Raw genomic sequence first — 15,099 nt, 5'->3', positions numbered from 1 at the left:
ATAAGACTATATTATAAAACCCTAAACATATATTACAATAAGAATGGAAAATAACAATCAGGAGAATCAGGAATTAAGTATTGAACTGACAGAAGATACAGCAGAAGGAGTATACTCCAATCTGGCTATTATTACGCATTCATCTACAGAGTTTGTTGTGGATTTTGTTCGTATTATGCCCGGTGTACCAAAGGCAAAGGTCAAATCCAGAATTATTTTGACTCCCGAACACGCAAAAAGACTTTTAGGTGCTTTGCAGGATAATATTAACCGTTTTGAAGCTCAAAACGGACCTATTAAAGCCAACGATAATACATTGCCACTTAATTTTGGAACTCCAAAAGGAGAAGCATAATTAAAAATCTCTTGTTGCCTTTATGCGCTTATTCCGCATAAAGGCAGCAATTGCTTGTAAAACAGACCTATCCTTCCATCTGATTTAAACTACACGTACCAGTCACTATATCAGGATATTCAGACTTTCTTTCGTGAAAATTAGTTGATTAATTTCAAAAAAATGCTAAGTTAGGATAACAGTTGGCATTATTTTTTGTTTGAATGATGTATGATCGCTGATCTTAACTTTTCACTTACATTAAATTTTAAAAAATAATATATATGGATATACAGGTAAGACCTTTGACCAAAAAGGACTATAGAGATTTGAGAAACTCCATGGAAGAAGCCTATCAGGGTATGGGAGAAGTCTGGAGCCGGGAGAATATCGTTGATCTGATTGATTTGTTTCCGGAGGGGCAGTTGTGTGTGGAGGTTGATGGTCATGTTGTCGCTTGTGCTTTATCCATTATCCTTAATTCAAAAAAGAATAATATCTACGATAGTTACTACGACATTATTGATGATGGAAAATTCAGTAAACACACACATGAAGGAGATACTTTATACGGTATAGAAGTTTTTGTGCATCCGGATCACCGTGCATTGCGTCTGGGACGAAGACTTTATGACTCCCGTAAAGAATTGTGTGAACAACTCAATCTCAAAAGTATTGTAGCAGGAGGACGTATCCCTAACTACCATAATTATTCAGAAAAGATGAGTCCTCGTGTCTATATTGAGAAGGTAAAACGTAAAGAGATCTACGATCCGACGTTAACATTTCAGCTGTCCAATGATTTTCACGTCAAGAAGATTCTGAAAAACTATCTGCCTGAGGATATGGATTCTATGGAATTTGCGGTATTACTGGAATGGAATAACATTTACTACGAACCCGATTCCCGCTCTATTTCTACATCCAAACAAACTATTCGTCTTGGATTAATACAATGGCAGATGCGCCTCTTTGATAATGTCGAGGCTTTTTATGATCAGATTGAGTTCTTCGTCGATACAGTCAGTGATTATGGAGCAGATTTTATAATGTTTCCCGAATTTTTCAATACACCATTGATGAGCCCGTTCAATGATCTTCCTGAACGGACAGCAATGAAAAGGCTGGCCGAACTCACTAATGATATTGTAGATCGTATACAGCAATTCGCAGTATCTTATAATGTGAATATTATAGCCGGATCTATGCCTGTCTATGAGAATAATAAACTGTATAATGTTTCCTATCTCTGTCACCGGAGTGGTAAAGTAGACTCCTATCGTAAGATCCATATTACTCCGAATGAATCTAAATATTACGGAATGATAGGAGGGAATGAAGTCAAAGTATTTGATACAGATTGTGGTAAAATCGGTTTATTGATCTGCTATGATGTAGAGTTCCCGGAGTTGAGCCGGATACTGGCGGATCAGGGTATGCAGATTTTGTTTGTTCCATTTATGACAGATACGCAGAACGGGTATATCCGTGTACGTACCTGTGCTCAGGCCCGTGCTATAGAAAATGAATGTTATGTGGCTATTGCGGGTTCAGTAGGGAATTTGCCTCGTGTCAATAATATGGATATTCAATACTCTCAATCGGCTGTATTTACGCCGTCAGATTTTGCTTTCCCCAATAATGCCATCAAAGCAGAAGCAACTCCAAATGCTGAAATGGTGCTGATCGCGGATGTGGACTTATATGCGTTGCGGGATCTGCATGAATATGGTACCGTCAAGATTATGAAGGACAGAAGGAAAGATCTGTACGACGTACGGCTATTGAAATAAGAGAAGGATAGTAATAATCAGGTCCTGATATAGAAAATCTTCACCTCGCATGTTTTATAAATATGCGAGGTGAAGATTTATTTTTTAAGCGACATCCCTCAGGTCGACAGCAACTACTCTGGATATTCCTTGTTCTACCATCGTCACACCGTAGATGACATCTGTACTTGCTATTGTACGCTTGTTGTGCGATACGACAATAAATTGTGAATCGTTAGAAAATTCACGGATAATATTGTTGAATTTATCAATATTGGTATCATCAAGCGGTGCATCTACCTCGTCGAATATACAGAAAGGCGCAGGCTTGAGCAGATACAGGGAGAATAACAGTGCGGTAGAAGTTAATGTCTTCTCTCCTCCGGACAACTGATTGATAGAAAGCGGACGCTTTCCTTTAGGACGTGCAATAATGTCTATATCAGACTCCAGTGGATTGTCCGGATCAGAAAGAGTCAGGTCACAACTGTCTTCTTCATTAAATAAAGAGCGGAATACACGGATAAAGTTTTCACGGATCATAGTAAATGCTGTCATAAACTTATCTTTGGCAGAATCATCAATCTCTTTGATAGTCGCCATTAACGAATTTTTAGCTTCCAGCAGATCAGACTTTTCTTTCGTAATGAATTCCGATCGCTCATTCATTTCATCATAGGCTTCTTTAGCCATAGGATTGATTGTTCCGTACTCATCCAGTTGCTTCTTGATCTTTTCGCATGTCATCTGCAATGCTTGTTGCGACAGGCTTGTTTCCGGAGGTTCAGTTTCCAGAAGGTCTTTGAGGTCAATATTGAATTCTACAGAAAGACGTTCCCGAAGGGCATTCAGATCGATCTGTAATTTGGTCTTTTTGTCTTTAATCTCACCGATCAGCATATCGGTAAGCTCTTTTGATTTGCGCGACTGTGCTATTGCTTCTTCCAGATCATTGATGATTTTGCGTGAGGCATAGAAATCTTCTTCTATTTCCTGTAACCCTTTTTCCAATGATTCTTTCTGAGCATACATAGCCAGCAGATCCTCATCATTATGATCTACGTGCTGGAGGGTATCTTTTATACTTTGTTGTACCTGTTCGTATTCAATAGTATTCTTTTCTATCCGGACTTCAAATGTTTCTTTCTGAACATCTCTGTATTCCAGATCTTTCTGAATACCCGATACTTTATTCTGTTGCTGATGAAAATGAATATTCTGTTGATTGAAAACAGCTGATTTTTCAGTCAGGATCTCCGATATTTCATTAAAGTTTTCCTGCAAATCCTGTACTTCCAGATCTCTCTTCTGGTTCTCTATCTTCAGATCCTGCAGGGTAGGGTCTGCTGTCAACAGATCATTGGTAATGGTCGTGATCTTAGCTTCAATATCCTGCTTGCGATTATGACTGTTGGTAATAAATGTCTGATACTGTTCCTGTTTGGTTTTGACGGATATCAGTTCATTGTTGAGACGGTTAAGCTGGTGGCGCAACTCATCTATAGTTTCCCGTTGTGAATTGTTTTTGAGAGATACCAGTTTACCGGACTGTTCTACTTCACGGTCTTGCAATTCTACGATCTGTTGATTCAAAGTTTTGATCTCTTTTGCCAGATTTTCAAGGTTTTTGGCTCTTCCGATTCTCTTTCCTTCAAATAAACCTACGGAACCACCCATAAGGCCTAATCTGTTTTTTGCAAATCGTCCCTCTTTGTGTAGTATTATAGTATCATCCTGTGGAAGCTGTGTTTCCAAATCAGCAGATTCTCCGTGTTTCAGAATAAAAACATGTTGTAGTAAAATCTCACACAACGTTCTGTACTTTTCTTCTACGGTGATCACATCCAGAGCCCGGATCAGTTTTTCATCCTGAATGACAGGTGCAGCGTTAGGATGTGACGTGATCGCGTCCAAAACAAAAAAGTTAGCCCTACCTCTCGAAGCATCACTCAATAGTTGGATTGCGTGTACTGCATCCTGTTGAGAATCTACCACATAATGATTCATGATAGGCTCCAGGTAATTCTCCACTGCGACACGATAGTCTTCTTTACAAAAAAGAATATCAGAGAAGAGCGGAAACTGCTTTTTCCAACCTGCACTTTTGCGTAAAAAACGGATCGATTCGGGAAATCCTTCCAGATTGTCAACCAGTGACTTCGTCAGATTGTATTCGTTTTGTTTAGCATCCGCTATACGACTTTGTCTGTTGAGTTCATCCTTTACAGACTGTAATTCGGACTCCGTAGCAGTGATTTGTAGCTGTAGTTCGCTCTCTGACTGTATAGCGGATTCGTATTGTTGTTGCTGAGAATCTACCCGACCTTCAAGATCTGCAACAGCGATATTAAATTGATTTAATTCTGTTTCTTTAGAAGCGGTATCACTGACATTGCGCAGCGACTCCTGCTGAAGAGCATCTTTTTGTATATTGAGTACGGCGATATCTTTTTCCAGCTGATAGATCCGGCTTTGAATCTCGGTTCTCTCTTTTTGAAAACTATCTAGTTTCGCTTTAGCAGACTGTTGCTGTGCCCTCAGCTCTTCTACTTCGGTCTTGTTTGAATCCAGATCCGTTTTGATACTGTCAAATTTAGATTGTTCCTCAAAGAGTTCCTCATTGAGTCTCTTAATATTATAGAACGCATGATTGAGCTGTTGTTTATCATTTGCCAGTTCGGTACTTAGCCTCGTTTCTTTTTCCTGCAAATGACGCATCTGCTCATTTTTGATCTTTTTCTCAGATTCGTATGCTCTTATCTTATTGACATATTCGTGCGTACTCTTTTGTTGCACGGACAGATTTTTCTCTTTAGCAAGAATATCCTTTTTCTTTTCTTGCAGTTCTGTTTCCTGCAGTCCGATCTGAGATTGATTTTGCTGGATTACTTCCTGTTGTGCAGCTTCCTGTTCTTCCAGCTTTTCCAGGTCCTGACTGAAATCTGCAAGTTTAAAATAAGCCAGACTTACACTGGTATCTTTATACTCATCCTTGAGACGGAAATATTTATCCGCTTTCTTTGCCTGATTTTCAAGACTCTTCAGATTCTTGCCAATCTCAAACAAAAGGTCATCCACGCGGCTAAGATCGTTTTCTGTTTCCTTCAGTTTAGAAAGCGTTTGCTTTTTGCGCACCTTATACTTGGATATACCGGAGGCTTCTTCAAACAGATTCCGGCGGGAATTATCTTTATTATTGATGATCTCATCAATCATTTTCAGCTCAATGATGGAATACGTATCAGCACCAAGACCTGTATCCAGAAAAAGATCCGTGATATCTTTTAAACGACATTTTACATCATTCAGTCTATATTCACTTTCTCCGTTTCGATAGAGTTTTCGGGTAATATTCACCGTTGAGAACTCTGTAGGAAGAATATTTTTTGTATTATTAAACGTGAGAGATACTTCGGCTAGATTCGCCGGCTTACGGTTTTTAGTACCGTTGAAAATAATGTTTTCCATCTTTTCCGAACGCAGCGCCCTCGTACTTTGTTCACCCATTACCCAACGGATAGCATCTACCACATTGGATTTTCCGCAACCGTTAGGGCCTACAATAGCGGTCACACCATCATTAAAGTTGATTGTTATTTTGTCTCCAAAACTTTTAAACCCCTTTATCTCCAACTTCGTTAACTGCATATTCCTTAATTTACTTCTTCTAAAAAATAACGTGCGAAAATACTAAATATGTTTATATCCACGTAACATAGATTTTAAGTTAAGTTTATTTTTGAAGGATATGATCCATATTACCGTCAATCTATGTTTTCTTTTAGGATATCCCATATTTCTGTGCTTTCATAACCTCTTCCCGAAGCATATTGAGCCAACTTGTTTTTACGGATATAGGGATCGCTCTCTTTTAGAGAAGCTGCTTTCTTTTGCAGGATATTTGCAAGGCGGGAAAGGTATTCATCGTAATCAATAGATGCTAAAGCCTGTTTGATTAGAGGAGGTGATACTTTTTTGAAAGTAAGACCCTGTTTGATTTTTATTTTCCCCCAACCTTTCATTCTGAATTTGCCCGAAGCATAGGCCAGAGCAAACCGCTCTTCATTGAGGAAATTGTCCGAAATAAGCTCGACAATAATATTCTCTACATCCTCCTGATGCAGCCCCCAATCATAGAGTTTGTCTCTTACTTCCTGTTGTGCACGCTCCTGATAAGCACAATAGCTCTCCGCTTTTAGCTTAGCCTGTGGAGCTGTCAGTATCTTCTTTTTCTTTTCATCGTCCTGCATCTTACAAAAATTAAAAAAATACCCAACTTATGGAAAAAATGGCAATCTTTGATCTACCAAAAGAGAGGTAATATGTACACGATTTCAGAGATTCAGGATATTATAAAACCCCGCAGATCTTATTTAGCCGATACTAAAGTAAGCATTCATTACCTGCTATATGACAGTAGAAAGATTGCACATGAAAAATTAGGTATTTTCTTTGCCTTTACCGGACGTCAGGACGGACATCTTTATATTCAGGATGCTTATCAAAAAGGTGTACGTAATTTTATTCTGGAAAAGGATACCGAGCAGGAAGTACAGATGCCTGATGCGAATATCCTTTGGGTTGAAAATTCATGGACAGCCCTGCAGTCATTGGCGCAATATAACAGATCACAATTTCAGGGACCAGTCATTGGTATTACAGGTAGTAACGGAAAAACTATAGTCAAGGAATGGTTATTTCAGCTGATGTCTCCGGAATATAAAATCTACAGAAGTCCTAAGAGTTACAATTCTCAACTGGGTGTAGCCTTATCTCTTTGGGATCTTTCCAATCAATATAATCTGGCTATTATCGAAGCAGGTATTAGTCATGTGGGTGAAATGGATCGTTTGGAAGCTATGATTAAGCCAACTTACGGCGTGTTGACCAATATCGGTATTGCTCATCAGGAAGGATTTGCATCTAAACTGGAGAAAACAGAAGAAAAGCTCCGCTTATTTAAAGATGCGGAGACGCTTATTTATCCGGCCAGATATCTGGAGGCTGTGCAGATACCCTATAAACCGCGGAAACTTTCCTGGGGAGAAGAGGAAGATAATCAACTGGAAGTCTATTCTATCCGTAAACCGGAGAACGGACAAACATATGTAACATTATACCACGGAGGAAAGACATTTGGTATTTCAGTTCCGTTTACCGACAGTGCCGCTATGGAAAATGCCATTACATGTGTAGCGGTGATGTTGCGTTTCGGTTACGATACGGCTTTAATAGCTGAGCGGATCAAGAATCTGTTGCCGGTTGAGATGCGTCTGGAATTGAAGAACGGCAAAAATAATACATCGGTCATAGATGATTCCTACAGCAATGATCTGGTATCCCTGCAGATTGCTTTGGATTTTTTAAATCAACAGCATCAGCATGCGAATAGTATATTGATCTTATCCGATATTCCGGGTGTCACCCTGACGGATGAAAAAAATCTCAACAAGCTCAAGCGTCTGGTTGCAGACCGTAATCTGACTCAACTGATCTTAATAGGACCTGTACTGAAACAATACGCTGAAGAATTAGCGGTACCTTCTCAATGCTATGTATCTACAGCAGATTTTATTGCTAATCTTAAAGAGATGGAATTTCGGGATGCTACTATATTACTGAAAGGAGCACGTGAGTTCCATTTTGAGGACATCAGTAAGCTTTTAGTTGCAAAATCTCATGATACAGTCTTAGAGATTAATCTGAATGCTTTGGAGCATAATCTGAATGTGTATCGTGGTCTGGTACCCAAAGATGTGAAAATAATGGCTATGGTTAAGGCCTTTTCTTATGGAAGCGGCAGTTTCGAAATTGCGAATCTCTTGCAGTTTAATAAGGTAGATTATCTTACCGTAGCCTATGCGGATGAAGGTGTGGAATTACGTAATGCAGGAATTACATTACCTATTGTTGTCATGAGTCCGGATGAAAATGCTTTTGAATCCGTAGTGCATAATAATCTTGAACCCGAAATCTATAGTTTTCGTATTCTCAATGCCTTCATTTCATTCGTTAAAATCAAAGGTTTAAAGAATTTTCCTATTCATATCAAGGTAGATACCGGTATGCACAGGTTGGGTTTTATGCCAGACGAAGCAGATGCCCTGATTGATATCTTGAATAAACAGGATGTGGTCAGAGTGCAATCGGCATTCTCTCATCTTGCCTCAGCTGCTAATCCAGAGGATAATGCTTTCACAACTGAGCAGATCCGCAAGTTGGATCAGTTTACGGAAAAACTGCAGGATAAATTACGATACCGTTTTTTGCGTCATATAGCAGCTACTTCAGGTATTGAGCTTTGGCCGTCTGCTTATTTTGATATGGTACGTCTTGGGATAGGGATGTATGGTGTTGAGGCAAGCAGAACGGATCTCAACCTGCAGACAGTAGGTATATTAAAGACCAATGTAACACAGATTAAGCATATCTCTGCATCGGAGACAGTCGGCTATAACCGTCATGGTGTATTACATAGGGACAGTAAAATCGCAACGATCAAGATTGGCTATGCAGATGGATATGACCGTCGGTTTGGTAACGGAGCAGGGAAGATGATGATCAATGGAGTTCTGGTTCCGACAGTAGGGGATATCTGTATGGATATGTGTATGCTGGATGTTACGGATACCGGGGTAAGTGAAGAAGATGAAGTCATTGTGTTTCCGGATATTTCAAAGGCTGCAAAAAGTATAGGTACAATTCCATATGAATTGCTGGTCAATATTTCACAACGGGTAAAAAGAGTTTATTTTTACGAATAATGCGCTGATGATTTTGCATCTTTGTAAATCATTTTTTAGGGTATAATACGCCATGTTTTCAAAAATTTTTAGAGGATTTTTAAACTATCTGATCAAGGGTACCTTGGTCATGGTTCCTTTAGCAGGAGCAATTTTTCTGATTGTCTGGATTGTAGCATCTGTAGATTCCACATTGAATCTGACTGAACATTTCTTAGAGGATGAAAGCGGCCATCCCTTGTATATTCCGGGTATCGGAATCTTAACTGTTATATTGATTTTAGTTCTGGCAGGTGTTATATTCACAAATTTTGTGACAGATCCGATTAAGCAGTGGATTACACGTCAGATTAACCGTATACCTTTATTTAACACCTTATATTCCTCTATCAAGGACTTCACAGAAGCCTTTGTCGGGGATGCCAAGAAATTCAATGAGCCGGTATTGGTTACTGTCAATGATATGGGGCTTAAGAAAATCGGATTTCTGACGCAGCATGATCTGAGCAAGCTCAATCTTCCGGATGATGTTATCGTTTACTTTCCTTATTCCTATTCTTTTGCTGGTCAGGTTGTAATCGTTAAGGCTGATAAAGTAGAAAAATTGAATATGTCCGCTACAGATGCTATGAAACTTGTTGTTTCCGGCGGTGTAAGCGGTTTGGAGTAAGATATTTATAAATGTATATACAAAAATGACCCTGCAATTTGCAGGGTCATTTTTGTATTATCTTGTTTTTATCTGATTAGTGAAATTGTTATTCTCATTGCGAAGGTCAAATTGCTTTGCCAATAACTTTGCTTTATCCAGATAGTAAGTATAAATATCATCCACTGTATAGGTGTTTTCCGGACTGTATAAAGCGTGTGACGGAGGAATATTCAGGCTGATAGTCTCATTACCTTGCTGTTGAGCTAATGCTTCAGCCATTCCTCTGGCAAAGAAAAACCTTGTGCTTTTATCTGTATCCAATGTCCATGGAATGAATTGTTCGACATAATTCCAGGCTGATTCGGGTTTTAATGCAAAGATGACCGGCATAAAATCTCCCAATGAACTAATCAGATAGGTGTCTTCTTCCCGTTCAGACAATTCCTGTATTACCCGGTCTAAGTATTGCTGTGCAATATCATGCTGGCCATTTATCAAAGCGTGGTAGGCAATATTCACTCGGGTTACAAGTGGAACACGGGCGCAGGTATATTGTTCCTGGAGGATAGGTTGCGCTTTATTCAGCCCCTCTTCAAAATTATTAGCCTGCAGTAAGGTCAGCACTTCGCTGTCCAGTTCACATGCCTGACAATCGCTGATACCATCCCGGGGGAAAAGGTTGATCTGGCTTTGCAGATAACGACTCTTTTCTACATCCATCTGTTCTGCTGCTTCATGCAATAATTTGGAGTGATAGGCTCTGAGATTATATCCTTCAAGTTCAGATCTTCTTTTGAAATCGTCCATAATATTATCCATATGAGCAAGGCTGATTTCAGGGTTAGACTGCACTTCGCTGATGATCCATTTGTATTTCCAGAGGAGTTCTTCGACATCATACTCATCAGGAGAAGCATCATACGCATTTAGCAACCAGCTGAATGTTGGAAGAAAGTTCTTGCGGTCAGTGTGTTCCCATTCAATATCCATCAACTGCATGCGCAGTTCATATGCCCATTCAATATCCTGATTATCATCCGCCAGTTGTATGGCCTGTAGAAAATATTTGATCTTATCTTTATTTTTATCATCCAGATAAGATGCTTTATTTAAGAGTTTTTGTATTTCTAATGTATAGATCATGTTGTTGTCTGCTAAATATTTAAAAAATTGTCAATGCCCATGACCAACATGTCATTAATGGCTTCGTTGAATAGTGTCATCTCGGTGTCGCTGACGGGATATTTACCCAGAAGCAATGACTGTACATATAAGATATGAACAATAGAACGGATCATATAATCGTCTTTCAGGGAAAGCAGGTTGCCGATCAGTTTATTATTTCCGTTGAGACATAATAAGGGTTTGTTTTCATTCTTTTTGGCAGCGAATGAACCTAAGATATCATTAAGAGGATTTGCCGCTGATTTTTTCACAGATGATGACTTGATCGTATCTGTACCGGTGATATAAAGTGCCGGAATATCCTCAGGTGCGTACGCTTTGATCAGCACTTCACAGTTTTGAGGTTTCAGCACATCATTAGCCTTATCGATAAAGGTTACATATGCTATTTCCTGCTCGGGAGATAAATCCCGGAAGCGCGCCATGATATCTTGTGGTGTAATTTCCTTTACCTGAATAGCTGTATCAATGTATTGTGCCTTTTTTAGTAACTCTTCCTCAAATGTATATGCTGCATTGATCACCAGTATTCCCTGTGATTCTGCAATTCTGCGCATTTGTTTGAAGTCATCAATATTGGGTGTATAATAGATGCAATCCTGATAATTTTTGATGTTTTTAAAGTTTCGGAATCCTTTATTCGTCTCAAAAGGCAGGTCATCCAGAAACACACGAAGCATATCATTATCTTCTGCGGCTATCGCTTTGATATGCAGATAGTGGGTGTTGATCAGACCGTTGTACACTTTATTGTCTATTGTCCGTATATTCCGCAGGTAGTCTTTGATAGCTTCCGCTATTTCTTTTTGTGTCGCTTTCAGGTTCTCATTAGCCATTAATGATTCCCGTGAAGCTGTGGCCTGCAACTGATTACTGTTGATAATACAACGGATGAAAAATGCCCATCGCGGTAACAGTCTGCAGTCGTCATCACTCAAAAACATCCTTTTGAGATACAGTTTGTGTTGCTGACGGTTTGAAAATTGTGCTTTATGGGGTAGGATATAGGCTATAGCCTTTACTCCTCCGGATGGAGCTTCAATACGGAAAGCATCAATAAAGTTGGTGTGAAAGGTTTTTTTTCCGATTTCGAGCAATTCTTCTTTACTGATATCATGTTCCATCCATTTTCCAGCCGCAGGATTGATAAGTAATTCCTGATCTCCTTCTATACAGGTGATGGGGATGGGGAGCAGATCGCCGTAGTAGGTGAGATTCTGTTCCAGAGAAGAAAAAGCAAAAAGATGGATCCATTCCTTCTTTGGCGTCAGCAGGACACGTGTTCCAATGGCCCGGGGTTCTGTGATATGTTCAATCTCATATGTTCCATTTGCGTGTCCGGTCCAGCGAATTGCCTGTTCACTCATTGCTGAACGCGTTTCCAGAACGATCTCATTGCTGACCACAAAACAAGAAAGGAGGCCGATACCAAATTTTCCGATAAAATCCTGTGCATCGATGCTGTCTCTTTTGGAACTCTCTCCGATAACGGCAATAAACTTATGAATTTCGGCTTCAGTCAGTCCGATTCCGTTATCTTCGAATATCATCTTTTTGTCTTCTAGACGAACCGTGATCTTTCCCTGGTGCGATTCGTCCAGATTTTGAAATGCTGTGATTGCATCTACTGCATTCTGTAGTAATTCACGTACAAAAGTATTCGGATTACTGTACAGGTGCTCTGAAAGGAGAGAAATCATCCCTTTCAGATTGACCTGGAAAATATATGACTCTTTTTTTTCCATGAATTATCTTTTTGACTTTCTCACTATTTTTTCGGCTTTCTCGTGACCATTTTCTGCGGCCAGTTCATACCAGTACATCGTCTGCTGTTCGCTTTCTTCCACACCGTCACCCATCAGGTAACAATTCCCCAGTTCAAATTGTGCTGCAGCATGATTTTGTTCTGCTGCCTGACGAATCAGTTTTATACCTTCTTCTTTGTTCACCGCAACTCCTGAGCCTTTCAGCAGTAATAAACCTGCATTAAACTGGGATGGGATATCGCCATAATTGGCAGCTGTAGCAAACCAATGATAGGCCTGACTTTCATTTTTACGGGTACCTGTACCACTTAAGTAGCATTTACCAAGTCTGTACATTGCATTTTTATTGTTCTTATTGGCCGCTATTTCATAATACTTAAATGCTTCCGAAGCATTAGACTCAGTGCCAAGTCCGTATTCATAACAGATACCCAGTCCATCAGATATGACTTCATACGTGTTATAAGCTTCCAGATAGAGCTGCAAGGCTTTTTCGTATTCATTGAGCTGATCATAATCATATAAATAATAATCTCCCAATTCAAGGAAAGCATAAGGCTGATTGTTTTCTTTAGCTTTATTGAGCCATATAAGTGCCTGTTCTGTGTCAGCCAGTATAGGTTCGCCCAGACTACCATGCATCAGATAAGATCCGGTCTTGTATTGCGCAAACGGATAGTTCATTTCTGCAGCTCCCTTCATAAGATCGAATGTTTTCTGAGCATCAAAACTGACTCCAAATTCATAATCGTAACACATCGCCAATTCCACCATACCTTTAGGAAGTCCCGCTTCAGCAGCCTTCTGAAAGTATGAAACAGCAAGATCCGGATTCTGTTCATGTATAATTCCGTAGCGGTAACAGCGCCCCATCTCGTAGATACAATTGATTTCCTGCAACTCAGCACCTTTTTCATACATGCGCACAGCCTCTTGCTGATCCGTCTCACCGTTTGTATGGTAACCAAATTCCAGATACTGACCTCTTATGTAGCAGGCGTATCCATAACCACCATTGCTTTCTGAAGCTAAAGTGAATAGTTCAAAAGCTTTCCCGTAATCTTTTTCAAGTGTGCCATCTTCATACATGAAAGCAAGCTCGGTTATACAGTAGGGATTACCCTGCTCCAATCCTTTTTCAAAGTATGTTTTAGCTTTATCATTGTCAACTTCAGTTCCTACACCGTAGCGGTGTAGTCTGCCGGCATTGCTGTTTCCGTAGAAATGATTCAGCTCAGCAGCTTTTTCATAGTAAGGAAGGGCTTTATCGGGTTCAGGTGCACCTGCTTCGGTCATTCCAAGTTCATAAAGATATCCAAGACGGTAATAAGCATAAGGATTTTGGTTTACTTCTGTGGCTCTTTCAAAATATAACCGGGCATTTATTACATCTTTGGGTACGATTTGATCGTCCAGATATATTTCAGCCTTCTCTACCAAAGCATCCGCTAGCTTCTGCTCGCATGCCTGATCCAGATATTTCAGGCCTCTGGCTGTGTCTTTGTAAGCTTCAACATAAAGATATATCAATGCTAGACGATATGTTGAAAATGCATTGCCATACAGCTCACCTACAGTAAACCATTTTAATGATTTTTCATATTCTTCTTTTGGAGACTGCTCCTTAGGAAATGCCAGGTGCCCTAAATTATTCATGGCTTCGATATTTCCTCTTACCGAAGCCTTTTCCAGCAGATTCATGGATTCTTCCGGGTTATTATCATAGCTAATTAAAGCGTATCGGGTCATTGCATAGACCGAAAAATAGTTCTCCATGCAATACTTGAATACTTCTTTGGCTTTTTCCGGATTCCCCTGCCATTCATAGTAACAGGCCTCCAGAATGTAGCCATTCTTAACAATTTTGGTATCCGTACTTTTCTGCAATTCCTCAAAAAGAGGGGGGATGCTGTCAAATGCTTTTTTATCCAGATAGATATAGCCACGGTACAATTTGCCCCATTCGCTGTTGTCTTCTTCCAGTATGCGGGTAGCTTCTTCTTTATCCTGTCGAGTCAGATAATCATAATACAGGAAATAAGCATATACTGGCTTTCCTATGGCTGCTCCGTGATGAGTAGCTGCCAGCAGGTATTCTTCTACTTTGGCTTTGTTTTGAAAGTTCCTGCGGGCTTCCTGATATTGAAATGCCAGTTGTGCATACGTTTCGGGCCAGAGAGTCGCCAGATTTTTTAATACCTCATTGATCTTGTTCCAGTAAAAAGTGTAATCTTCATCATTCAGTGAGTATGACGAATGGAAATCCAGCCCATCATGAAAAAGATTTTCATAAAGTTTGACAACAGCTTCTTTCTTCAGATCGAAGTGAGCAATGCTTTTTTCTAAAAGAGCCAAGCCTTTGAACCAGTTTTCAGGATGCTGTAAAAATGTGTAATCTGTTTCAAATTTTTCCAAAGTGGAAACATCAGTCTCAGCAAGTATGCTTTCGTAACGGGAGTTCAAATTCATGTCTAATTCGATTTTGTCCTAAAATATGGTTTGAATATAATAACGATTTGTGTGATCTTTTATTCAAAATAATTAAAATTTTCTTATTTGCCTAAATATTAAGAAAAAAGATATGAATAAATCCGGTGCAGGAGTTGTTTGAGGATTCTTTTAAAAGAAATAAGTAATTTTGACCATA

9 protein-coding genes are annotated in these 15,099 nt (G+C 39.5%); 4 read left to right on the top strand and 5 right to left on the bottom strand.

The genetic code is table 11. The features are described 5' to 3' along the window. Positions 1 to 43: 43 nt before the first annotated feature. Both B4B65_RS18380 and B4B65_RS18375 read left to right on the top strand, forming a co-directional pair. Entirely contained in the window at positions 44 to 355 is a 312-nt protein-coding gene (locus B4B65_RS18380; protein WP_201678614.1) for a DUF3467 domain-containing protein, read from the top strand. Positions 356 to 618: 263 nt separating this feature from the next. Further along, entirely contained in the window at positions 619 to 2,127 is a 1,509-nt protein-coding gene (locus tag B4B65_RS18375) for a carbon-nitrogen hydrolase family protein (RefSeq protein WP_201678615.1), read from the top strand. A gap of 84 nt (positions 2,128 to 2,211) precedes the next feature. Here the strand turns inward: B4B65_RS18375 and smc are convergent, their stop codons facing one another. Continuing rightward, a complete protein-coding gene (gene smc, locus B4B65_RS18370; protein ID WP_293917717.1) occupies positions 2,212 to 5,754 on the bottom strand; it encodes a chromosome segregation protein SMC in 3,543 nt (1,180 codons plus the stop codon). Positions 5,755 to 5,870: 116 nt separating this feature from the next. Beyond that, a complete protein-coding gene (locus tag B4B65_RS18365; protein ID WP_293917715.1) occupies positions 5,871 to 6,356 on the bottom strand; it encodes a regulatory protein RecX in 486 nt (161 codons plus the stop codon). 72 nt (positions 6,357 to 6,428) lie between these two features. Between B4B65_RS18365 and B4B65_RS18360 the strand changes: the two genes are divergently transcribed. Next, positions 6,429 to 8,870 (top strand): bifunctional UDP-N-acetylmuramoyl-tripeptide:D-alanyl-D-alanine ligase/alanine racemase, encoded by a 2,442-nt coding sequence (locus tag B4B65_RS18360; protein WP_293917713.1) that lies wholly within the window; start codon positions 6,429 to 6,431, stop codon positions 8,868 to 8,870. Positions 8,871 to 8,922: 52 nt separating this feature from the next. After that, entirely contained in the window at positions 8,923 to 9,519 is a 597-nt protein-coding gene (locus tag B4B65_RS18355) for a DUF502 domain-containing protein (RefSeq protein WP_003001351.1), read from the top strand. Between the two features lie 57 nt (positions 9,520 to 9,576). On the opposite strand, the gene B4B65_RS18350 is transcribed toward B4B65_RS18355, so the two are convergent. Genes B4B65_RS18350 through B4B65_RS18340 form a run of 3 tightly spaced genes read right to left on the bottom strand, consistent with a single transcriptional unit; the run spans position 9,577 to position 14,921 of the window. Continuing rightward, positions 9,577 to 10,644 (bottom strand): hypothetical protein, encoded by a 1,068-nt coding sequence (locus B4B65_RS18350; protein ID WP_293917710.1) that lies wholly within the window; start codon positions 10,642 to 10,644, stop codon positions 9,577 to 9,579. A gap of 11 nt (positions 10,645 to 10,655) precedes the next feature. After that, a complete protein-coding gene (locus B4B65_RS18345) occupies positions 10,656 to 12,431 on the bottom strand; it encodes an HSP90 family protein (protein WP_293917708.1) in 1,776 nt (591 codons plus the stop codon). A 3-nt stretch (positions 12,432 to 12,434) separates the two neighbouring features. Then, entirely contained in the window at positions 12,435 to 14,921 is a 2,487-nt protein-coding gene (locus B4B65_RS18340; RefSeq protein ID WP_293917706.1) for an SEL1-like repeat protein, read from the bottom strand. Positions 14,922 to 15,099 lie beyond the last annotated feature (178 nt).

Origin of the sequence: Sphingobacterium sp. UBA5789 (genome assembly GCF_002418355.1) — a bacterium.
Lineage (GTDB): Bacteria > Bacteroidota > Bacteroidia > Sphingobacteriales > Sphingobacteriaceae > Sphingobacterium.
This window is presented reverse-complemented; position numbering and strand designations above follow the sequence as displayed.